Consider the following 22843-nt stretch of genomic DNA (forward strand, 5'->3'; position numbering starts at 1 on the left):
TCGCTGTGAGCGCCACCCGCTGGGTGGCGCTCACAGCCGTGTCCGTGGCCGGATGGTTCGCCCTCGACGCCGTCGGCCTGACGGCGCCGTCGTTGTTCGCGGCACTGGTGGTGGCGGTGGTCTTCGCCCTCACCGGAGTGGGGCCGCGCGCCGTCCCGCGCGCGGGATCCATGGCGGCGCAGGGAACGTTGGCCGTCACCATCGGTCTCATGGTGGATGTCGAGACGCTGAGTGCGCTGGGGGACAACTGGTTTCCCGCGGTCGCCATCGGGATCGCGACGCTCGTCGTCAGCGCCGGCTGCGGTGCACTGCTCGCACTGAACAAGGATGTCACCGCGGCCACCGGGATGCTGGCGCTGATCGCGGGCGGGGCCACCGGTCTCGTCGCGACAGCGAGAGAGCTCGGCGGCGACGAACGTGTGGTCGCGGTGGTGCAGTACCTGCGGGTGGCACTGGTGGTGGTGACCATGCCTCTGGTGGTCACGTTCGTGTTCCACGCCGACACCCACTCGGTCGCGGCGGCCGCACCCGACGAGAATGCGCTGCCGTGGTGGGTGGGTCTGCTGTTCCTGCTCGGCGCTGTTCTCGTCGGCATCGCGGTGGGGCGGCTCGCGCGGCTTCCTGCACCGGCCACGCTGGGTCCGCTGATGGTGTCCGGCGCCTGCGCGCTGCTGGGCTGGCCCGTGGGCATCGAGGTTCCCATGATCGTGCTGCCACTCGCGTTCCTGGTCATCGGATGGCAAGCGGGACTGGCGTTCACGATGTCGAGCCTGCGCCTGATCGGCCGACTCTTCCCCTACGCGTTCGCGCTGGTGCTCGGCATCGGCGTGATCTGTGCGCTGCTCGGATGGGCGCTGTCGGCGTGGACCGGAACTAGCCTGCTCACCGGCTACCTGGCGACGACCCCCGGCGGGTTGGCGGCAGTGCTCGCGGTGTCCGCGTCCACCGGGTCCGACGTCACGTTCGTGGCGTGCGTGCAGCTCATCCGGCTGGTCTCGATGCTCGTGGCGGCACCGCTCATCGCCCAGCTCCTGATGCGCCGGGCGGCGCGGAGGCCGGCCGAGGATCCGGTCTCGGTCTAGCGGCGCAGACGCTCGGTGCGCAGCTGCTCGACGTCGGCCAGGTGCAGCGGCTCGAGGGAGTGACCCAGAGCTGTCTCGAGCAGATGGTCCGCCAGTTCGGGATTGCGGGCCAGCGCCGGTCCGTGCATGTAGGTGCCGATCACCGAGCCCTGCACGACGCCCTCGTTGCCGTCGCCGACACCGTTGCCGATGCCGTGCTCGACGCGCGCGAACGGTGCGGCATCGGGACCGAGAGTCGTACCGCCGCGGTGGTTCTCGAAGCCGGTCAGCGTCTGGGTCAAGCGGTCGGACACCGGGCGGGTGATGACCTCACCGATCGACCGGGTCTTCTGCGGCGCCGTGGTGACGTTCAGCATCGAGACACCGTCGACGCGTTCGCCGGAGCTCGTCTCGTACCACTCGCCCAGCACCTGGATCGCCGCGCAGATGGCGAGCACCGGTGCACCGCGCTCGGCGGCGCGCTGCAGTCCGGGGTAGCGCGCGAGGTGCTTCGTCGCGAGTCGCTGCGCCGAGTCCTCCGCTCCGCCGAGCACGTAGACGTCGAGGGACTCGGGCACCGGATCGGCGAGGGTGATCGACACGATCTCGGCGTCGAGTCCGCGCATCAGCATGCGCTGGCGCAGGACGAGCGCGTTGCCGCTGTCGCCGTACGTGCCCATGACGTCGGGCAGGACGAGCCCGATACGGAAATCAGACACCGGGTGCCTCCTTCGCGGTCTCGCGCGCCAGCGCCCGGCCGAGGTCACGGAAGGCCGTGTAGTTCGCCAGGACCTCCACGCGCCCGGGTGGGCAGGAGGCGATGGCCCGCAACGGGTTCGGCACCACGGTGTGGTCGGCTCCGGCGTACGTCAGGCGGACTCCCAGGTCGGTCGCACGTTCACCGGCCGCCACCACCGTGGTGTTCTCGAAGTGCTCGAACCGCACGTCCCACAGCCACGACAGGTCCTCGCCGTCGGGCACCTGGCCGTTGACGGCGATCACCAGGCCGTCGGCGGCCGGGTCGATCATCGACAGTGCTTCCTGCCATCCGGCGGGGTTCTTGGCCAGCAGCATGCGCACGGTGTGGGATCCGTACTGGATCGAGCTGTAGCGGCCCGCCACCTCGTCGACTGCGGACACCGCGGCGACGGCCTGCGCGGGATCGGCGCCCATCGTGACCGCGGCAGCGACGGCCTGCGCCGCGTTTCCGCGGTTGGCCCGGCCGGGCAGCGTCAAACTCATGGGGAGCACGAGACCGTCCGGGCCGTACAGGTTCTCGTCGTCGAGCCACCACTGCGGCTCCGGCCGCGAGAACTCCCGCCCGCTCTCCAGCAGACCTGTGCTGCGCCAGTGCGTGCCGTTCCACTCGATGGGTTCCCCGGTGCGGGGGCAGCTGACCGAGTCGCCGACCCACCCGCCGCCGGCGGCCACCCACACAGTCCGCCGAGCGTCGTACGCCGCGGACGTCATCAGCACGTCGTCGCAGTTGGCGACGACGACGGTGTCGGGATGGGCGACGATGCCCGCGCGGAGCTTGCGCTCGATCATGTTGATCTCGCCGACGCGGTCGAGCTGATCACGGCTGAGGTTCAGCAACACCAGGACCTCGGGGTTCACGGCGTCGCACACGTGCGGGACGTGCAGCTCGTCGACCTCGAGGGCCGCCAGCGGCGCGGTGCGCCGTGAGTTCAGCGCGGCGACGATGCCCGCGTCCATGTTGGCGCCGTCGGCCTGCGTCGCCACCTCGCCCAGGGTCGCGAGCGCCGCCGCGGTCATCCGGGTGGTGGTCGACTTGCCGTTGGTACCGGTGATGACGGCCGTGCGTCGATTCGCGCCCAGGCGCGACATGAGGGCCGGGTCGATCTTCAGCGCGACGAGACCGCCGATCATCGATCCCTTGCCGCGACCGGCCTTCTGCGAGGCCCACGCGGCCGCGGAGGCCGCCGACAGTGCCAGGCGTCCGCGGGCTCCGAGGTGCCGTCTGCTGCTGTCGATCATGGTGTCCGATCCTCCCACACGGGAAGGAACTCAGGACGCCCCGAGGATCCGTTCGATGTCGTCGAGCACGGCCTGTCCGCCGCGAGGTCCCACGCCGGTGATCCAGTACGACTGGTCGACGAGGTGCGGATTCGGGAACGCCGTCGTGTTCGACGTGACGGACGTGGGCATCGACGCCGGATCGTCCGGTGTCGCCGACGTCACGACCACGAGATCGGCGCGGGCCTCCGTCGCCAGTTCGGGGGAGACGTCGACACTGATCTCGTTCGACCACTCCGGGCGGGGCGGCGTGGTGAACCCGGCGCACTCGAGGGTGCTGCCCGCGAAGGACAGCGGTCCGTAGAGCGTGAGCTCCTCGTTGCGTGGCCGGATGAGCTGCGCCGTCGACCCGGCGGTGTCGAACCTGTCGGCGATCTCGTCGCACCGCGCGTCGTACTCGCCCAGCAACGGCTCGGCGTCACGTCCGAGGGCGCGCCCGACGAGGCGGACGTTGTCCTGCCACGGGTCGCTCTGCGACGCCATGAACACCGTCGGAGCGATCGCGGACAACCGCTCGTACAGCTCCGAGTGGCGCGTCTCCGTTCCCAGGATCAGGTCCGGCTGCAGAGCCGCGATGGCCTCGACGCGAGGCTCCGCGACGGTGCCGACGGTCTCGATGCGCGACGCCTCGTCGCCCAGATACGGGGGCACCCCCGTCGCCTCGCTCAGCACCGACGTGCCCACCGGAACGACGCCGAGCGCGACACTCGTGTCGAGCTGGACGGGTTCGAGAGTGACGACTCGCAACGGCGACGAGGGCACCTCCGTGTCCCCGCGCGCATGGGTCACGGTCCGGGTGCTGTCCGCGGCGTCCTCGGCTGTCGCATCGGTCGAACACGCCGAGGCCACGAGGGCCGTCGCGGCGAGCAGGGTCGCCAGGACAGTACTTCTTCTTCCGAACACGCTTGCCGAGCCTCCGTCACAGTTATGGTGAGGGGACCCTAACCGACGGTGGCTCCGGGCGGGGGAGTCACGATCCGGGGCTCGGTCGGTGTGGTCGTCGCGGATCGCGGCGAGCGGCTCAGACCCCACGTGCAGCCGCCGATCACGACGGCCGCACCGACGAGGGAGAGGACGCTCGGCGTCTCGTCGAGCACGAGCCAGGACGCACCGATGCCGACGACCGGGACCAGCAACGAGAACGGCGCGACGACGCCGGCGGGGTACCGGCTGATCAGGACGGTCCACAGTCCCGAGCCGGCGATCGTGCCGATGACCACGATGTAGGCGAGCCCGATCAACCCGGAGAACTGCCCGGCCGACACCACGTCGCCGATGGCGGTCCATCCCGTGGTCGGACCCTCGACGACGGCCGACAACGCGAACATCGGCAGCGGGGGAACCACCGTCATCCACAGCATGAGTCGCATCGGCTCGACGGGAACGCCGGAGGCCGGTCGAGATGCTCGAGTCGCCAGTCGGTTTCCGAGATTGCCGAAGGCCCAGCTGAGGCCTGCCAACAGCGTCAGCAGCACGGGCAGGAGGGTGGCGTTGTGGGCACGATCCCACCCGATGAGAATCATGCCCCCGACGGCGATGCCGATCCCGATCCACTGGCGCGGCCCGACCTTCTCCCGCAGCAGCAGCGCGCCGAGAACGACGGTGAACGGCGCCGACGACTGGAGCACCAGCGAGGCCAGGCCGGTGGGCATGCCGGCGTTCATCGCGGCGAAGAGGAACGCGAACTGCAGCAGGCCGAAACCCGTGCCGTACAGCAGGAGCCAGCGCACCGGCACGGTCGGTCGGCGGACGAAGAGGACGACCGGAACGGCAATCACCGCGAACCGCAGCGCAGCGAAGAAGAACGGCGGGAACTGGTCGAGCCCGGCGCGGATGGCGAGGAAGTTCAGTCCCCAGACCACCACGACGATCAGTCCGAGCAGGCGGTCGCGAGTGGTCATGACCTCGAGTGTTCCGGGTGCGACTGCTAAGAACAATCGAATTGTGGTGACCGGTAGCTGTAGCGTTGCTACATGAATGTCGACCGGTTGCGCGTCCTGCGGGCGCTGGCGGATCGCGGCACGGTCGCCGCGGCCGCCGACGCGCTGTCGATGACACCGTCCGCGGTGTCGCAGCAGCTCAAGGTGTTGGCGAGGGAGGCGGGAGTCGCCCTGCTCGAACCCGACGGGCGCCGCGTGCGGCTCACCGCGGCGGGACGCGCGCTGCTTCCTCACGCCGACGACGTGCTCGCCGCCCTCGACCGGGCGTCGGAGGAGATGGCGTCGTACCGCGGCAGCGCACGCGGAACCGTTCGACTGGCGCTCTTCCCCTCGGGCGCCGCACTGTTGCTGCCGGGGGTTCTGGACCGGCTCACCGAGGCGGGTGTGGATGTCGACGCCCGGGACGAGGACGTGCCTGCGTCGGCCGTGCCGGCGTTGCTCGCGGACTACGACGTGGTGCTGACGCATCGGGACGAGCGCGCACCGAGCATCGCGTCCGAGCGGGTGGAGGTGCGTTCACTGATGCGCGAGCCCATCGACCTGGTGCTGCCGCCGGGGCACCCGCTGGCGGAGCGTGATGCCGTCGACATCGAGGATCTGGCGGACGAGCGGTGGATCAGTGTCCGCGGAGGGTTCCCGGTGGACGACGTGCTGCTCTCCATCGCGACGGTCACCGGGGTGGCGCCGCGAGTCAATCTGCGGATCAACGACTTCCGGCTCATGGAGGAGCTGGTGGCCCACGGCCACGGGATCGCGCTGATGCCGCGCCACGCCTCGACGCACCCGGGTGTCACGCAACGCCGGTTGGCCGGGGTGCGCGCGGCCCGCATCTACGACCTGGCGACCCGACCCCGCGCCGCGGAGCGTCCGGCCGTGCGGGCCGTGGTGGACGCGTTCGCGGCGCGGGTCGCGGAGGTCACTGCGTGACCCGTGCGCCTTTTGCGTATCCCTGGATGCGCAGAAGGCGCACGAGGGCTACGCCCCGGATCGTGCCGCCCGGTTCACGGCCGAGACCACGGCGCGCAGTGATGCCGTGGTGATGGAGGTGGCGATACCGACACCCCACACGATGGTCTCGCCGCCGCCGGGCAGCCGCACGGCCGCCTCGACGTAGGCCGCGGCCTGGGCGTCGTCGCCGGCGGACATGGCGTGCTCGGAGTAGTCGAGGACGCTGACGTCGTACCCGATGGAGCCCAGCGCGTCGACGAAGGCGGCGAGTGGACCGTTACCGTCGCCCGTGATCTCCTGCTCGGCGCCGTCGACCTTGACGATCGCGGAGATCGAGTCGATCCCGCCGTCCTCCTCGGCCGCGGTGACGCGCTGCCGGATGCGCTCGAGAGGAACGATCGGGGCCAGGTACTCCTCGGAGAACACGTCCCACATGGCCTTGGGCGACACTTCGCCGCCCTCGCCGTCGGTGACGCGCTGCACGGCCGAGGAGAACTCGATCTGCAGTCGGCGCGGCAGCACCAGACCGTGGTCCGACTTCATGATGTAAGCGACGCCGCCCTTGCCGGACTGCGAGTTGACGCGGATCACGGCCTCGTACGTGCGGCCGACGTCCTTGGGGTCGACGGGCAGGTACGGAACCTGCCACAGCACGTCGTCGACGTCCTGATCCTGTTCGTCCGCAGACACTTTCATCGCGTCGAGGCCCTTGTTCACGGCGTCCTGGTGGCTGCCGGAGAACGCGGTGTAGACCAGGTCGCCGCCGTACGGGTGGCGCTCGTGGACGGGCAGCTGGTTGCAGTACTCGACGGTGCGCCGGATCTCGTCGATGTTGGAGAAGTCGATCTGCGGGTCGACTCCGCGAGTGAAGAGATTCAGGCCCAGCGTGACCAGGCAGACGTTGCCGGTGCGCTCACCGTTGCCGAAGAGGCAACCCTCGATGCGGTCGGCGCCGGCCTGGTAGCCCAGTTCGGCTGCGGCGACGCCGGTCCCGCGGTCGTTGTGCGGGTGCAGGCTCAGCACGATCGAGTCGCGACGTTCGAGATTGCGGTGCATCCACTCGATGGAGTCGGCGTAGACGTTGGGGGTTGCCATCTCGACGGTCGCGGGCAGGTTCAGGATCATCGGGTTCTCCGGTGTGGGAGCGATGATCTCGGTGACCGCGTCACAGACCTTCTTGGCGTACTCGAGCTCCGTGCCGGTGTAGGACTCGGGCGAGTACTCGTAGCGCCAGTGCGTGTCGGGGAACTTCGTCGCCTCCTCGAGCACCTTGCGGGCACCGTCGGTCGCGATCTTCTCGATGGCGTCGCGGTCCGCGCGGAAGACCACGCGGCGCTGCAGGATCGACGTGGAGTTGTAGAAGTGGACGATGACGCTGCGGGCGCCCTCGCACGCGACGAACGTGCGCTCGATCAGTTCCGGCCGGCACTGGGTGAGCACCTGGATGGTGACGTCGTCGGGAATCGCACCGTCCTCGATGATCTCGCGGACGAAGTCGAAGTCGGTCTGGCTCGCGGACGGGAAACCGACCTCGATCTCCTTGTAGCCCATACGAACCAGCAGTTCGAACATGCGGCGCTTGCGCGCGGGGCTCATCGGGTCGATGAGTGCCTGGTTGCCGTCACGCAGGTCCACGGCGCACCACTGGGGTGCGCGATCGATGACCTTGTCCGGCCAGGTGCGGTCGGGGAGGGTGAGCGGCTCGACCTCCTCGGCGAACGACCGGTACCGGAACGTCGGCATCGACGAGTTCTTCTGGGTGTTCCACGAGGGCTGATCGGCGGGCGCAGGCTTGGTGGGGGTGGTGACCGTGCGTGAGCCGGATACGAAAGCGTCGGCGGGTGACATCGATGATCTCCGTTGTGAGGAAGGGGACGACCGGCGCCGAAAAGACCCGCGACAGGGAGCCGGTCTGTGAATCAGACCCCGTCGCGGCGACGAAGGAGGAGGGCGAACCCGGCGCCGAACATGCGGGTCACCCTACTCCGTCGCCCGCGCGGACGACACCGGCACGTCTCACGGGCGCGGTGCCACGTCCGCCCACCGCTCCGGTTCCGCCAGCATGGCGCCGTCCGCGGTGCGCCAGCAGGCGGACAGGAGGTCGTACCCGGCCGCGTCGACTCGCAGGTGCGACTCCCACCTCGCCGACGTCCACTCCCGGTCGTCGCTGACGGCGTGCTCGGCGGCGAAGGCGGCCCCGACGAGCTCGAACTGCACGTCTCGCCGCGCGGTCATGGCGTGCGGATGGGTGGGTGTCACGGTGCGCAGCAGATCCGCCGTCCGGCGACAGGCGTCGAGAACGCGCCCGTCGCACCACAGCAGGCACCGCCGATGAGCGTGACGAGCGACCACCCACATCGACGCCAGCGCGCACACCACACCGATGCACGTCTCGACGAGACGTTCGGTCGCGAGCGGCCACGCCTGCGCACCCGGATGGGACGCGTCGCCGATGAGCAGCGCCAGGGGCGTGATGAACATGACGGCGATGCCGTAGTTCCGAGCGATGACCAGTTCGATGAGGAACTGCAGTGCCATCAGCAGCAGGACCAGCACGAACCCGCTCGGTGACAGTGAGAAGACGATGGCGAAGAGCACCACTCCGACGGCCGTGCCCACCAGGCGGTGCAGGGCGCGGACGGTACCTCGTGGTCGGTCGAGGCCCTGTTGCAGCACGAGGACCGCGCCGATGACAGCCCAGTCGGGCCGCCCGAGCCCGGCGACGACGGCGATCGCGCCCGAGGCCGCGGATGCGCAGAAGACGCGGAGCGCCGTGGTGGTGGCGTGGGAATCGACGTGCAGGGCCCGGAGCAGCCGGAACCTGATCGTCGGGCGCGACATCGGGACGGAGGGCGTGTGATCCGGAGTGACGTGCACGGTGTCCGACGCGTGCTCGGGATCGAGCGGTGCGTCGCCGATGATGCGCGCGAAGTCGAGGTGGACCCTCCGTAGTCGCAGGACCAGCGGATCGTCGATCCGGCGAGCCGGGATCCCGGCGTCGTGCAGCGCGGCCCAGGCGCGATCGACCGCGACGGCGGCGCGGTGCCGGGCACCGACCGCGGGATCGCCCGCGGTGCGCGCCTCACCGAAAGCGGTCACGCTCCGCTCGGCGGCTGCCACGGCGTCGCGTTCCGGTTTCGACGCGTCGCGCAGTGCCGGTGCCATCGACACGACCAGGGCCCACAGCGCTCCGAGCGCGACGCAGGCGGAGTTGACCCACGCCGTCACCCCGCTCTGCGGGACGATGGTGGCGATCGCGCAGGTCAGGACGAAGAAGAAGGCACCGGGCGGTCCGAGACGGAGCGCATCCACCACGAAGGTCGCGACGGTGCCCAGGACGGTGAGCACCACGACGACGAGGACGGCGCCCACCACGGAGTTCCGCGGGTCGGCGTACTGGCCCACGAGGCCGCCGACGGTGGCGGACAGCACGAGTGCGAGACCGGCCCACAGGACGACCGACCAGCGGGACCGGAACGGCCGGCCCTCGCCGTAGACGACGGCGAATCCGCCTGCCGCGGTCAGCAGGGCCTCGGTGGGAAAACCGAGCGCGAGCAGCGCGAGTGCCGGAACACCGAACGCGAGCGCGGCGCGGAGGCCGCCGGGCCAGCGCGGCCCCACCGACGGCACCGCGACGAAGAGTCGTCGGCGCCGAGGACGAGGCGGTAGAGCGGACGGGTCCGGGGCTGTCACCACCTGATGGTAGGCACGCGATTCCCCCCGGACCCCCGCAGGTCGGTAGGCTGCTGACCGTTCCGGCGGCACCCGTCGCACCAGTGGATGTCCAGCGGGACGTTCTCGACTCGGGAGGTAGCACCAGCGTGGCACTCGTCGTTCAGAAGTACGGAGGATCCTCGGTGGCGACCGCCGAGCGGATCCGGCGCGTCGCTGAACGGATCGTCGAGACCAAGCGCAAGGGCCACGACGTGGTCGTGGTCGTCTCCGCGATGGGAGACACCACCGACGAACTGCTCGACCTCGCGCAGCAGGTGTGCCCCGCGCCGCCCGCGCGCGAGATGGACATGCTGCTCACGTCGGGCGAACGCATCTCCAACGCGCTCGTCGCCATGGCCATCCACTCCCTCGGCGCCGAGGCCCGATCCTTCACGGGATCGCAGGCCGGCGTCGTCACCACCAGCGTGCACGGCAACGCCAAGATCATCGACGTGACGCCCGGGCGCGTCCGCGACGCACTCGACGAGGGCTCGATCGTCCTCGTCGCCGGTTTCCAGGGCGTCAGCCAGGACAGCAAGGACGTGACGACGCTCGGGCGAGGTGGGTCGGACACCACCGCCGTCGCGCTCGCCGCCGCGCTGAACGCCGACGTCTGCGAGATCTACACCGACGTCGACGGCATCTTCACCGCCGACCCACGGATCGTTCCCGACGCCCGTCACCTCGAGAAGGTTTCTTTCGAGGAGATGCTCGAGATGGCGGCGTGCGGCGCCAAGGTCCTGATGCTGCGGTGCGTGGAATACGCCCGCCGCTACAACGTTCCCGTCCACGTCCGCTCGTCGTACACCACCAAGCCAGGGACCATCGTGTCCGGATCCATGGAGGACATTCCAGTGGAAGAAGCCATTCTGACCGGTGTCGCGCACGACCGGAGCGAAGCGAAGGTCACGGTCGTCGGCCTGTCCGATCAGCCGGGCTTCGCCGCCAAGGTCTTCCGGGCCGTCGCGGACGCCGAGATCAACATCGACATGGTGCTGCAGAACGTCTCGCGCATCGACACCGGCAAGACCGACATCACGTTCACGTGCCCCAAGGCCGACGGACCCACCGCGGTGGAGAAGCTGACCAAGCTGCAGGGCGAGATCGGCTTCACCAAGGTGCTGTACGACGACCACATCGGCAAGGTCTCGCTCATCGGCGCCGGCATGAAGTCGCACCCCGGCGTCACCGCGACGTTCTGTGAAGCGCTCGCCGACGCGGGCATCAACATCGACCTCATCAGCACCTCGGAGATCCGTATCTCCGTGCTGACCAAGGACTCCGAGCTCGACGAGGCCGTGCGCGTGCTGCACGCCGCCTTCGGCCTCGGCGGCGACGAGATCGCCGTCGTGCACGGCGGAACCGGAAGGTAGGAGCACCATGACCACGAATTCCACCGGCCTCCACATCGGAGTCGTCGGCGCGACCGGCCAGGTCGGCGCCGTCATGCGAACCTTGTTGGCGGAGCGTAAGTTTCCCGTCGCCTCGATCCGTTTCTTCGCGTCCGCCCGGTCCGCCGGCAAGACCCTGCCGTGGGGCGACGGCGAGATCACCGTGGAGGACGCGTCCACCGCGGATCCCACCGGGCTCGACATCGCGCTGTTCTCGGCCGGCGCCACCATGTCCCGCGAGCAGGCGCCGCGCTTCGCCGCCGCCGGCGTCACCGTCATCGACAACTCCTCCGCGTGGCGCAAGGATCCCGACGTCCCGCTCGTGGTCAGCGAGGTGAACCCCGAGGCGACGAAGAATCTCGTCAAGGGCATCATCGCGAACCCCAACTGCACCACCATGGCGGCGATGCCGGTGCTCAAGGTGCTGCACGACGAGGCCGGGCTGCAGCGGCTCATCGTCTCGAGCTACCAGGCAGTGTCCGGCAGCGGTCTCGCCGGTGTCGAGGAACTGGCGACGCAGGCGCGCGCCGTGGTGGCCGACGCCGAGAAGCTGGTGCACGACGGCAGCGCCGTCGCGTACCCCGATCCGACGGTCTACACCGCGCCGATCGCGTTCAACGTCCTGCCGCTCGCGGGCTCTCTCGTCGACGACGGAAGCGGCGAGACGGACGAGGACCAGAAGCTGCGCAACGAGTCCCGCAAGATCCTGGGTCTGCCGGACCTGCTGGTGAGCGGCACGTGCGTCCGCGTTCCCGTGTTCACCGGCCACTCGCTGTCGATCAACGCGGAGTTCGCGAACCCGCTGTCCGTGGAACGGGCGACGGAACTGTTGTCGTCGGCTCCCGGCGTGCGCGTGGTGGCCGTGCCGACGCCTCTGCAGGCGGCCGGCGCCGACGAGTCGCTCGTCGGACGCATCCGGCAGGATCCCGGTGTGCCGGACGGTCGCGGACTCGCGCTGTTCGTGTCCGGCGACAACCTGCGCAAGGGTGCTGCCCTCAACACGATTCAGATCGCCGAACTCTTCGTTCGGTAGTGCGGGAAGGCCGGAGGCCGGTCGGATCAGGCGGGAAGGCCGGAGGCCGGTCGGGTTCGATCCCGCGCGCTCAGCTCTCGAGGGCGCGCAGGGTGCGGTGCGTGTCGCGTGACGGCACGTACCCACCCAGGATTGAACTCCAGGTCCACAGGCGTCCGTCGAGTCGGTAGCGCCCGTGGGGGAGACCGGCGTCGAGCGCTGTCGCCTCGCCGCTGACCACGGCCGAGAGCATCACGCTCTCGTCGACGACACCGACCACCATCGCATCGACCGTGGACACCGGCTCGTCGGCATCGCGGCCCGACGAGTCGACCAGCGGCTCCATGACCGCCTCGGTGCCCTCGGGAGCGTGGAGGAAGCCGGAGTCGTGCGAGCACCCGTCGGCCTGACACTGTTCGAATCCAGCGATCACCTCGAGCCGCTCGATCAGTGGCCACAGGTCCTGCGAATGCCAGCGGGACAGTCCGCTCTCGCCGCCGTAGGCCTCGCTCCAGGACGCGAACACGGCGGTGAACTCCTCGACCACCGGTCCGTGCCGGTACCAGCAGCGGGGGATGCGCTCGGTCAGCTCGTACCGGTCACGCAGCCACCACACCCAGTCGGTCACCTCGTCCCACAGGCGGGCGGCGTCGTCGGTGTCGAGATAGCGCCACGTGTAGCGACCGCGGGCGCGATCGGGACCGGGGAGAGTGCCCGGACGAGGTCGAGCGCCGCGGCCCGAAGGATCACCGTGGTGCGGGAAACCGCCGTTGTAAGACATCGTGTCCTTGCCGGCCGCGCGCCAGGGTGGTGGCGAACAGCCTGCTCGAGAGTGGCCGTGTGGTGCCGGGCGCCCCGGGGCTCGAACGCCTCGCACTTCGACGTGAGCGCACGGTGGACGAGGTGACGACACCGCACGTGCGACGAATCGACTTCGACAGTAGGTGCAGGTCAGTCGTGCCGCAAGTAGACCCTGTCCAACCGTTGGTCAAAGATGTTGTCGGTGATCGGAATACGAACCCGCCACGGGAACGGCGCCCGATGTGCACTCACTCTCGAACTGATCGGACGATCAGTAGGACGACTTGGGGATCGCGATCCACAGGACCAGGTAGATCACGAACTGCGGTCCCGGAAGGATGCACGAGAGGACGAACAGCAGGCGCACGAGTCCTGCGCTCAGACCGAAGCGCTCGGCGAGACCGCCGCACACTCCGGCGATGAGCTTGCTCTGACGTGAACGGGTGAGCCTGCGGGCCGGGCTGGTCATCGTGGGACCTCTTCTTCGTCGGTGACGTGTCGTCGCGGGTCGGACACCACGGCAACGTGCGGCGCCGGTGCCGGGTTCCCGTGCCGCCGTCGTGCGACGACGGTGAATGCTCGACGTGAGTGTTCGTGCGACGTTCTCGGCGCGGTCCTCGTCCGTACACGGCTCACCTCGACACTGGGCCGCATGCGCATCGTGCAGGTGGCCAACTTCTACGGACCTCGTTCGGGCGGTCTGCGGACGGCCGTGGACCAACTCGGAGCCGGCTATGTCGCTCGCGGCCACGAGGTGACGGTCATCGTGCCCGGCGACGTCCACTCCGAGACGATGTCTGCCACCGGGGTGCATCGCATCACCGTCCCGTCCACCCGGCTCCCGATGACCGGTGGCTACCGGGTGGCGAGGCCGTCCGTGACGGCCGATGTCGCGGCGAGTCTGCGACCGGACGTGCTCGAGATCTCGGACCGTCTGACCCTGCGTGGCCTCGGAACGTGGGCGCGCCACAGAGGGATTCGCAGCGTGATGATCTCCCACGAGAGGCTGGACCGACTGCTCGGACAGGTGTTGCCCGTCCCGGTGGCGCGCGCGGCGGCGGACGTCGCCAACAGGCGGTCCGTCCTCGGTCACGACGCGGTGGTGTGCACCACCGCGTTCGCGCAGGAGGAGTTCGACCGGATCGGCGCAGACGCACACCGCATCGCACTCGGGGTGGACCTCGAGTTGTTCCACCCGTCGCGTCGCCATCGCAACGAGGGACGGATGATCCGGCTCGTGCACTGTGGACGGCTGTCGGTGGAGAAGCACGCCGAGCGGAGCGTCGACGCCCTGGCACACCTGCGCCGCGAGGGCATCGACGCACGCCTGGTGGTGGTGGGCGACGGTCCGCGGCGGTCCGCGCTCGAGCGGCGCGCCCAGGGTCTGCCCGTGCACTTCGCCGGGTTCGTCTCCGACCGCGAGCGCGTCGCACGGTTGCTCGCCGAGGCGGACGTGGCGGTCGCTCCCGGACCGCACGAGACGTTCGGGCTGGCGGCGCTGGAGGCACTGGCGTCGGGCACACCCGCGGTGGTCTCGGGAACGTCCGCGCTGGCCGAGATCGTCACCCCGGACTGCGGCGCAGCAGTGGCCAATCGCTCTCGCGACTTCGCCGAGGGCATCGCCGCGACCCTGGCGCTCCCCTCGGGCGGACGGCCCACGGCCAGGGCGAGGGCGGAGCAGTACGGCTGGCCGACGGCGGTGGAATCGATGCTCGAGGTCCTGTCCGGGCGGTGACGGTCGGCCCGCCCTGAACTCCGGCTAACTCACTTACATTCAGTCTGGACTGTTTGTAAGAAAGCCGATATGGTCGCAGATGTGACCGAGACCACCGCCGTGACCGAGCCGGCTGCCCAGCCCGCCCGCCGGACGCAGGCCGAGCGCACCGCCGGCACGCGGGCCAAGCTTCTCGACGCCGCCATCGACACGTTGGTGGACGTCGGATACTCCCGCGCCAGCACTCAGGAGATCGCACGTCGGGCCGGTGTGTCCCGCGGTGCTCAGCTCCACCACTTCCCGACGAAGGAAGCGCTCGTCGTGGCGGCCGTCGAGCGGCTCGTCGAGCGACGCCTCGACGAGCTGGTCGGGGTCCACCGCGGTGGGCCCGTCGGCCCGGCGCTCCTGCTCGACGCCTTCTCCGGCCCGTTGTTCCACGCGGCGCTCGAACTGTGGGTCGCCGCCCGCACGGATGCGGCACTGCACGCCGCGGTGGAACCACTCGAGCGTCGAGTGACCGAGGTGTTGCAGGAAGGCGGCCGAGAGCTCTACGGGGACAGCATGTCTCCCGCTGCCTTCGACCTGAGTATCGAACTCGCACGAGGGATGGCCGTGTCGGCCATCTTCCGAACCCCCGAGGAGGAACACGCGATGCGTGCACGATTGTTGCCGGAGTGGGAGCGGGCGGTGACGGAGCTGTGACGACCACACTGCCCGCGCACGTCGATGTTCTCGTCGTCGGATCGGGATTCGCCGGTATGGGTGTGACGGCGCGGGTGCTCCGCGAGGACCCGTCCGCCGACGTGCTCGTGATCGAGCGTGCAGACGACGTCGGTGGGACCTGGCGCGACAACACGTATCCCGGTGTCGCGTGCGATGTTCCGACGTCGCTGTACTCGTTCTCCTTCGCCCCGCACTCCGACTGGAGCCACACCTTCGCTCGTGGACCGGAGATCCATCGGTACCTGCGCGGGGTGGCCGACGACTTCGGGATCCGAGACCGTCTCGTCACGGGTTGCGCGCTGCTCGGGGCGCAGTGGGACGAGGAACGCTGCGTCTGGGACGTCACCACGGAGAAGGGTGATCTGACCTGCCGAGTGTTGGTCGCGGCCACGGGAACGCTCTCGACGCCGAAGCTGCCCGCTGTGCCGGGCCTCGACACATTCGCCGGCCACACCTTCCACTCCGCGACGTGGGACCACGACTACGACCTGCGCGGCAAGCGTGTCGCCGTCGTGGGCACCGGTGCGTCGGCCATCCAGTTCGTTCCCGAGATCGCCCCGGTCACGTCGCAACTGCACGTCTTCCAGCGCACCCCGGCGTGGGTGATCCCGCGCATGGACCGCACGCGCGGTCCGATCGAGCGATGGTTCTACCGCCGCGCGCCGTGGACACTCGAGGCGCAGCGCGGTGCGATCTACGCCTACCGCGAGATGTACGTCGAGATGATGGCCAAGCGGCCCAAGCTTCTGTCGATCGCGCACACGATAGCCACGGGTTTCCTCCGACTGAAGGTGCGCGACGGCGGACTCCGGAAGCGCCTCACGCCGGGCTACACCATCGGCTGCAAGCGCATGCTGTTGTCCAACGACTGGTACGACACGTTGCAGCGACCGGACGTCGAACTGGTGGACAGCGGTCTGGCCTCGATCACGCCGACAGGTGTGGTGGACGCCGCGGGACGCGAGCGCGAGGTCGACGCCATCGTCTTCGGTACCGGCTTCACCCCCACCGAGCCGCCCGTCGCACATCTGTTGCGCGGCAGCGACGGTCGAACTCTCGCCGAGCGGTGGGGCGGCAGCCCGCGCGCCTACCGAGGTACGACGATGGCCGGCTTCCCGAATCTCTTCCTCATGTACGGGCCGAACACCAACCTGGGACACAGCTCGATCGTCTACATGCTCGAGTCCCAGTCGGCGTACGTCGAATCCGCTCTGCGCGAGATGACGCGTCGCAGCGTCGATGCCGTCGACGTGAGTCCGTCCGCGGTCGACGAGTGGAACGCGTCTCTCGACGCCGACCTGGCCGGCACGGTGTGGAACACCGGTGGGTGTTCGAGTTGGTACCTGGACGCGAGTGGACGGAACTCGGCCATGTGGCCGACCTTCACGTGGAAGTTCCGCAAGGCGACCGCCGCGTTCGACATCGAGAACTACCGCACGATGCGGGCGCGCGGAGGGCCGGACGTCGGCCGAACTGTGGGAAGTACACCGTCGGAGAAGGCAGCAATATGAAGAACACCTACGACGTCATCGTCGTCGGATCGGGTTTCGGCGGCAGCGTCTCCGCCCTGCGTCTGACCGAGAAGGGATACCGAGTCGGTGTCCTGGAATCCGGTCGTCGTTTCGAGGACGACGAGCTGCCCAAGACGAGCTGGCGACTGCGGAAGTATCTGTGGGCGCCCATGATCGGGTGCTACGGACTGCAGCGGATCCACCTGCTCCCCAATGTCCTGGTGATGGCCGGAGCCGGTGTCGGCGGCGGATCGCTGAACTACGCGAACACTCTGTACCAGCCCCCGAGCCGCTTCTTCGAGGATCCGCAGTGGGGTGACATCACCGACTGGGAAGCGGAGATGACGCCGTACTACAAGCAGGCGCGTCGGATGCTGGGCGTCGAGGACAACCCGACCATCACCCCCGCGGACAAGGTCATGCGCGACATCGCCGAGGAGATGGGCGTCGGTGACACGTTCAGCACCACACCGGTCGGCGTGTTCTTCGGTCAGCCGGGGCAGAAGGGTCGCGACGTCCCGGACCCGTTCTTCGGTGGCGTCGGACCCACCCGGACAGGCTGCACCGAGTGCGGTGCGTGCATGACGGGCTGCCGTGTCGGCGCCAAGAACACCCTGGTGAAGAACTACCTCTACCTCGCCGAGAAGGCCGGTGCCATGGTGCATCCGCTGACCACGGTCACCTCGGTGCGTCCCCGCGAGGGCGGTGGATACGAGGTGCGGACGCGTCGCACCGGTGCGAAGCTGCGGCGCAAGGAGACCGTGATGACGGCCGACCACGTCGTCTTCGCCGCCGGCACCTACGGGACCCAGAAGTTGATGCTGGCGATGAAGGAGACCGGAGATCTGCCCCACCTGTCGGACAAGCTCGGGTCCGTGGTGCGTACCAACTCCGAAGCGGTGCTGGCCGCGACGGCGCGTGACCGGCAGATCGACTACACGGAGGGCGTGGCGATCACCTCGTCGTTCCACCCCAACGATCACACGCACATCGAGCCGGTGCGATACGGCAAGGGCAGCAACGCCATCGGACTGTTACAGACCGTTCTCAGTGACGGCGGCGGCAGGCTGCCGCGACCGCTGAAGACGCTGGGCGTCGCGCTGCGCCACCCGGCCGCCACCGTGCGCAGCCTGTCGGTGAAGAACTGGTCGGAACGCACCGTCATCGCGCTCGTCATGCAGACCGACGACAACTCGCTGGAACTCGGTTCCAGGAAAGGTCGATTCGGTCGGCGTCTGACCTCTCGCCCGGGAGGTGGCAGCCCGCCGCCGAAGTGGATTCCGGAGGGGCACATCGCGATCAGGAAGGCCGCGGACAAGATCGGCGGCGACCCGGGTGGCTCGTTCGCGGACGTGTTCGACATTCCCATGACCGCGCACTTCCTCGGTGGTTGTGTCATCGGTGCGACGCCGGAACGGGGCGTCATCGACGCGTACCACCGGGTGTTCGGGCACGAGGGTCTGCACGTCGTCGACGGATCGGCCGTGAGCGCGAACCTCGGCGTCAATCCGTCGCTCACCATCACCGCCCAGGCTGAGCGGGCGATGGCCCTGTGGCCGAACAAGGGAGAAAACGATCAGCGTCCGCCGGTCGGCACAGGGTACGAACCCCTCGCCCCGGTCCGCCCCGTCGCTCCCGTGGTTCCCGCCGAAGCACCCGGCGCACTGCGACTCCCGCTCACCGTGGTGGGTCGGAACCGCTGACTCGCGCGGGCTCGACCCCGAGACGACACAGGCCCCGACCTCCTCGCGGAGATCGGGGCCTGTCCCGTTCGGTCACTTGCCGGAGATGGGTCCCAGCAGCGAGGTGGTCCAGATCGCCGAGTTGGCGGACCCTGCCGGGTCACCGGCCGGCACCAGTCCGTTGATGGTCACCTGTCCGCCGGCCAGTCCGCGTGCGGGGTTCGGCGGGAGGGTGAGGCCGCAACTCTGCTGCACGTCGGCGATGCCGGGCAGCGAGTTCTGGCGGCACTGACCGCGTCCCTCGACCGTCAGCGGGCCACCGGGCAGGTTGTCGTACGTGACGGTCAGGGCAGCACCGAATTCGGGCTGCGCCGTCGGGGAGTAGCAGACACGCGCCGTCGCGGCCGTGATCTCGCTGGGCGAGGTCGAGGCCGCGCCCGTGGCCGGATCCACACTCGCCGCGTGCAGTTCGGTGGTGCGCTCGCCTCCCGCACAGGACGGCGACGATCCCACCGATCGGGAGTTCACCTCGCGTGTCACGTTGTAGGCGATCGGGCCCGTCGGCTGCGGGATTCCGGCGGGCGGAGCCGAATCGACGGGCGCGGTGCCCTCGCCGAGCGAGTACAGCGTCCACACCGATCCGGTGCGTCCACCGGGCAGACGCAACGGGTTGGCCACCGAGTTGCTGGTGGCGACACCGGCGCTCACACCGGACGCGTTGGGCTGGATGCGGAGAACGCAATCGACGGCGCCGCGTCCGGGCGATCCGGGGTAGAGCTCGAAGCCGCACGGTCCGCGCATGTCGAGACGGCCGAGGCCGGGAGCGTCGAGAGTGCCCCACTGGTCGAGGATCTGGGTTCCGTCGAGCCCCAGCCCGTCGCACACGTAGATAGGTCCGACGTTGCGCGCCGTCTCGGCGGTCAGCACGCCGGACGCGGGGTCCGACTGGAACGTGTACATACGGGCGTCGAGACGTTCGACGAGGAGGTACTGGGCCGGAACGCCGTACTGGGCGTTGCACCGCGCGGTGTCCTCGGCAGTCGGCCGATTGCCGCTGTCCACCGTGCGGAAGACGTGGAACTGGCCGGGGCCGTCGCTGATCGATCCGAGAAGGGTCGACGGTGCCACCGGTCCCGGGTCGGCCGAGGCGGTGCCCGTGAAGGAGGCGACCGCGGTGACGGCCGCAGCGGCGACGAGTCCCGCCCGCCGCAGAAGACCGGATCTGCTCGAACGACTGTGCATTGTTGTATTCCCCCCATAACTGCTGCCATCTCGACGACCGAAGAGTGCCACACGAATCCCCCATCTCCGACATGTGTGTGACCTGGCACAATGCCCGCTACGCGGCCCTGGACGAGTGGACACGAGGGGACGGTCGGACTGACCGTAGTGTCCACCGGAGCAGCACAGTGCTGCGCAATTCGTGCCGGGGGGCTCCTGACGTGTCGACGTTCTCTCTGACCAGAGTCATGGTCACCGTGGTGGCAGTGGCCGCCATGACCGTGTTCGGGAGTGCCACGGGGAGTGCGGATCCCGCCGTACAACCGTCGCCGGCGCCCGGTGGCGCACGAACGTTCTCCGAGCTTCCGCTGCCCGGACAGCCGGAGGGCATCGCCGTCGACCCGTCCGACGGCAGCGTGTGGACGGGATCGAATCGGCCCCGATCGACGGGAACGGTCTGGCATCACGACGGATCCGGTGCACTGATCGGCACCTACGATCTCGTGGGGCATTCCCCGGACGCCGAGCACGGGGTCAACGGCATCGCGCTGGACGGTGCGGGCCGGGTGTACGCGCTCGACTGGTCGGGTGCGCGTGCGGTACGACTCGATCCTGCATCGGGAGCCCAGTCGGTCTACGCGACGTTCCCCGATCTGCCGTCCTGTGGTCGGGGGATCGTCCCGTGCGAGCCGAGCCCTGTCGATCGACCCGCGTGGCCCAACTACCCGGTGTTCGACGCGGCGGGCAATCTGTACGTGAGCGATCTGAACCAGGCCACCATCTGGAAGGTGCCGGCCGGCGGCGGTGAGGCTCGGATCTGGTACCAGAGTCCAGATTTCGTGTCGCTGTACAGCGTCAACGGCATGCAGTTCGACGCGCAGGGCCGCCTCGTCTTCGTGGTCACGATCTCCCTGACAGCGGACCCGTCGATCTTCCGCGGGAAGCTGTTCCGCCTCGGCGTCGACGGGAACGGTGGTCCGGGTACTCGCGAGGAGATCGCCACGACGTCACAGGGTGACGGCATCGCCATCGGGGAGTCGGGCCGCGTCTACGTGGCGGTCGCGAACCCGATCATCAACGACGTCGAGATCGTGGAGCCCGGACGTGGCGTCGTCGGCGCGCTCCCGTCCCCCGAAGCGAGGGCGGCGCTGGCGGTGCCTCTCGTCACTCCCGCATCGTTGGCCTTCCGCGGCACGTCGGTGTTGGCGACCAACCATTCCCAGTACGCGATCGACCCCCGCGAGTGGTCGATCCAGGAATTGGGCGTGGGGGAGCGGGGACTGCCCCTCCTGTACCCGACGCCCTGACACCACGAACGTAACTGGACTGATTCCAGAAAAGGGGTCATACTGGAACGGATCGACATTCTGCGTGTGCGCGAGTCGATGCCCGGGTATGCGGGTACGACGGACGTTCTGCGTCACACCGCGACGCTTCGCGTCTGCCACGAACAGGAGGCACTGGACTCATGACACAGCCGAGGCCCACGACCAACAACGCCGGTATCCCGGTTCTCAGCGACGAGCACTCCCTCACTGCGGGTGCGCAGGGACCGATCCTGCTGCACGATCACTACCTCATCGAGAAGATGGCGCAGTTCAACCGTGAGCGGGTCCCGGAGCGTGTGGTGCACGCCAAGGGTGCAGGCGCCTTCGGCACGTTCGAGGTCACCGGTGACATCTCGCAGTACACGCGGGCGGCGGTGTTCCAGCCCGGCGCGAAGACCGAGATGCTGGCGCGCTTCTCCACCGTCGCGGGCGAGCAGGGCAGCCCCGACACGTGGCGCGACCCCCGCGGTTTCGCGCTGAAGTTCTACACCACCGAAGGCAACTGGGACATGGTCGGCAACAACACGCCGGTGTTCTTCGTGCGCGATCCGTTGAAGTTCCAGGACTTCATCCGCAGCCAGAAGCGCATGCCCGACTCCGGTCTCCGAGACAACAACATGCAGTGGGACTTCTGGACCCTGTCGCCCGAGTCGGCACACCAGGTGACCTGGCTGATGGGTGACCGCGGAATCCCGAAGTCGTTCCGCCACATGGACGGTTTCGGTTCGCACACGTACCAGTTCATCGCTGCCGACGGCACCAAGTCGTGGGTCAAGTTCCACTTCAAGACGGATCAGGGCATCGACTACCTGACACAGGACAAGGCCGACGAGCTGGCGGGCACGTCGCCCGATCATCATCGTCAGGACCTGTTCGGATCGATCCGCAACGGCGACTTCCCGAGCTGGACCGTCAAGGTGCAGATCATGCCGTACGACGATGCCGAGACGTACAGGTACAACCCGTTCGATCTGACCAAGGTCTGGTCGCAGAAGGACTACCCGTTGATCGAGGTCGGCACGATGACCTTGAACAAGAACCCGGAGAACTTCCACGCCCAGATCGAGCAGAGCTCGTTCGAGCCGTCCAACCTCGTTCCGGGCATCGGTGCGAGCCCGGACAAGATGTTGCTCGGACGCATCTTCAGCTACGCGGACGCGCACCGGTACCGCATCGGCACCAATTACGCGCAGCTGCCGGTCAATCGGGCGAAGGCGGAGATCAACTCCTACTCCAAGGAGGGTGCGATGAACATCCACTACAACTCCGCGGAGACGCCCGTGTACGCCCCGAACTCGTACGGTGGTCCCGCCGCCGACACGAACGCGTACGGCGACGACGGTGCCTGGGACTTCGAGCCCCGATTCGTGCGCACCGGGTACGTGCAGCATCCCGAGGACGGCGACTTCGTCCAGGCCGGCATTCTCGTGCGCGAGATCATGGACGACGACGCCCGCGAGCGTCTCGTGGGCAACATCGTCGGCCACGCGCTCAACGGTGTCACCGAGCCTGTGCTGCAGCGGGTGTTCCAGTACTGGAGCAACGTCGACCCCGAAATCGGCAAGAAGGTCGAGGAGGGTGTGCGCTCCGGACAGGGCGAGACCGCCCCCACGACCGGCGCCGGCGCGGTGGACGACCCGGCCGACGAGGCCGCGAAGGTCTGATCCGCTCCGATTCTCGACGCCGCCCGTCGCACCCTCAGCGGGTGCGGCGGGCGGAGTCGTGTGTCCACCCGCACGGCCACCCGGTCGTGACGCTGC

The 22843-nt window shown here is 68.9% G+C and carries 19 protein-coding genes; 10 read left to right on the plus strand and 9 right to left on the minus strand.

Features of this window, described 5'->3' with window-relative positions:
* Nucleotides 1-5 precede the first annotated feature (5 nt).
* Entirely contained in the window at nucleotides 6-1082 is a 1077-nt protein-coding gene (locus tag HQ306_RS20535; protein WP_308115529.1) for an AbrB family transcriptional regulator, read from the plus strand.
* Here HQ306_RS20535 and HQ306_RS20540 read toward each other — a convergent pair.
* Genes HQ306_RS20540 through HQ306_RS20555 form a run of 4 tightly spaced genes read right to left on the minus strand, consistent with a single transcriptional unit; the run spans nucleotide 1079 to nucleotide 4999 of the window.
* Complete coding sequence (locus HQ306_RS20540; RefSeq protein ID WP_222633306.1) at nucleotides 1079-1780, minus strand: type 1 glutamine amidotransferase; 702 nt, start codon at nucleotides 1778-1780, stop codon at nucleotides 1079-1081. The genes HQ306_RS20535 and HQ306_RS20540 overlap by 4 nt on opposite strands.
* On the minus strand, nucleotides 1773-3059 hold the full coding sequence (locus HQ306_RS20545; protein ID WP_222633307.1) for a MurT ligase domain-containing protein: 1287 nt from the start codon (nucleotides 3057-3059) through the stop codon (nucleotides 1773-1775). The genes HQ306_RS20540 and HQ306_RS20545 overlap by 8 nt, the downstream gene beginning before the upstream one ends.
* 30 nt (nucleotides 3060-3089) lie before the next feature.
* On the minus strand, nucleotides 3090-4001 hold the full coding sequence (locus HQ306_RS20550; protein ID WP_027506646.1) for an iron-siderophore ABC transporter substrate-binding protein: 912 nt from the start codon (nucleotides 3999-4001) through the stop codon (nucleotides 3090-3092).
* Between the two features lie 38 nt (nucleotides 4002-4039).
* Nucleotides 4040-4999 (minus strand): EamA family transporter, encoded by a 960-nt coding sequence (locus HQ306_RS20555; protein WP_222633308.1) that lies wholly within the window; start codon nucleotides 4997-4999, stop codon nucleotides 4040-4042.
* A 72-nt stretch (nucleotides 5000-5071) separates the two neighbouring features.
* Between HQ306_RS20555 and HQ306_RS20560 the strand changes: the two genes are divergently transcribed.
* Nucleotides 5072-5965 carry a LysR family transcriptional regulator gene (locus tag HQ306_RS20560; protein WP_222633309.1) on the plus strand — a complete coding sequence of 298 codons (894 nt, stop codon included), beginning with the start codon at nucleotides 5072-5074 and terminating at the stop codon, nucleotides 5963-5965.
* Nucleotides 5966-6013: 48 nt separating this feature from the next.
* Here the strand turns inward: HQ306_RS20560 and leuA are convergent, their stop codons facing one another.
* Nucleotides 6014-7834 (minus strand): 2-isopropylmalate synthase, encoded by a 1821-nt coding sequence (leuA, locus tag HQ306_RS20565; RefSeq protein ID WP_027506649.1) that lies wholly within the window; start codon nucleotides 7832-7834, stop codon nucleotides 6014-6016.
* Between the two features lie 168 nt (nucleotides 7835-8002).
* The gene (locus HQ306_RS22695) at nucleotides 8003-9679 is read right to left on the minus strand and encodes an FUSC family protein (protein ID WP_222633310.1); all 1677 of its coding nucleotides are present in this window, start codon (nucleotides 9677-9679) and stop codon (nucleotides 8003-8005) included.
* Between the two features lie 128 nt (nucleotides 9680-9807).
* Here HQ306_RS22695 and HQ306_RS20575 point away from each other — a divergent pair, with 128 nt between their 5' ends.
* The gene (locus HQ306_RS20575) at nucleotides 9808-11073 is read left to right on the plus strand and encodes an aspartate kinase (protein ID WP_027506651.1); all 1266 of its coding nucleotides are present in this window, start codon (nucleotides 9808-9810) and stop codon (nucleotides 11071-11073) included.
* A gap of 7 nt (nucleotides 11074-11080) precedes the next feature.
* Nucleotides 11081-12124: an aspartate-semialdehyde dehydrogenase gene (locus HQ306_RS20580; RefSeq protein ID WP_027506652.1), complete on the plus strand. Its 1044-nt coding sequence runs from the start codon at nucleotides 11081-11083 to the stop codon at nucleotides 12122-12124.
* Nucleotides 12125-12194: 70 nt separating this feature from the next.
* On the opposite strand, the gene HQ306_RS20585 is transcribed toward HQ306_RS20580, so the two are convergent.
* Both HQ306_RS20585 and HQ306_RS20590 read right to left on the minus strand, forming a co-directional pair.
* Entirely contained in the window at nucleotides 12195-12884 is a 690-nt protein-coding gene (locus HQ306_RS20585) for a hypothetical protein (protein WP_222633311.1), read from the minus strand.
* 291 nt (nucleotides 12885-13175) lie between these two features.
* On the minus strand, nucleotides 13176-13373 hold the full coding sequence (locus HQ306_RS20590) for a PspC domain-containing protein (RefSeq protein WP_027506653.1): 198 nt from the start codon (nucleotides 13371-13373) through the stop codon (nucleotides 13176-13178).
* A gap of 183 nt (nucleotides 13374-13556) precedes the next feature.
* Here HQ306_RS20590 and HQ306_RS20595 point away from each other — a divergent pair, with 183 nt between their 5' ends.
* From HQ306_RS20595 to HQ306_RS20610, 4 genes are all read left to right on the plus strand, one after another.
* Nucleotides 13557-14639: a glycosyltransferase gene (locus HQ306_RS20595; RefSeq protein ID WP_222633312.1), complete on the plus strand. Its 1083-nt coding sequence runs from the start codon at nucleotides 13557-13559 to the stop codon at nucleotides 14637-14639.
* A 69-nt stretch (nucleotides 14640-14708) separates the two neighbouring features.
* Nucleotides 14709-15320, plus strand: a complete 612-nt coding sequence (locus HQ306_RS20600; protein WP_056443296.1) for a TetR/AcrR family transcriptional regulator — start codon at nucleotides 14709-14711, stop codon at nucleotides 15318-15320.
* Nucleotides 15321-15376: 56 nt separating this feature from the next.
* Entirely contained in the window at nucleotides 15377-16852 is a 1476-nt protein-coding gene (locus tag HQ306_RS20605; RefSeq protein WP_051613577.1) for an NAD(P)/FAD-dependent oxidoreductase, read from the plus strand.
* Nucleotides 16849-18555: a GMC oxidoreductase gene (locus HQ306_RS20610; RefSeq protein ID WP_222633313.1), complete on the plus strand. Its 1707-nt coding sequence runs from the start codon at nucleotides 16849-16851 to the stop codon at nucleotides 18553-18555. Before HQ306_RS20605 ends, HQ306_RS20610 begins: the two co-directional genes overlap by 4 nt.
* A 72-nt stretch (nucleotides 18556-18627) precedes the next feature.
* Here the strand turns inward: HQ306_RS20610 and HQ306_RS20615 are convergent, their stop codons facing one another.
* Entirely contained in the window at nucleotides 18628-19776 is a 1149-nt protein-coding gene (locus HQ306_RS20615) for a hypothetical protein (RefSeq protein ID WP_027506657.1), read from the minus strand.
* A gap of 200 nt (nucleotides 19777-19976) precedes the next feature.
* Between HQ306_RS20615 and HQ306_RS20620 the strand changes: the two genes are divergently transcribed.
* Nucleotides 19977-21062 (plus strand): SMP-30/gluconolactonase/LRE family protein, encoded by a 1086-nt coding sequence (locus HQ306_RS20620; protein ID WP_222633314.1) that lies wholly within the window; start codon nucleotides 19977-19979, stop codon nucleotides 21060-21062.
* A gap of 161 nt (nucleotides 21063-21223) precedes the next feature.
* Nucleotides 21224-22747 carry a catalase gene (locus HQ306_RS20625; RefSeq protein WP_222633315.1) on the plus strand — a complete coding sequence of 508 codons (1524 nt, stop codon included), beginning with the start codon at nucleotides 21224-21226 and terminating at the stop codon, nucleotides 22745-22747.
* The last annotated feature ends 96 nt before the right edge of the window (nucleotides 22748-22843 follow it).

Source organism: Rhodococcus sp. BP-160 (assembly GCF_019836205.1).
Classification (GTDB): Bacteria; Actinomycetota; Actinomycetes; order Mycobacteriales; family Mycobacteriaceae; genus Rhodococcoides.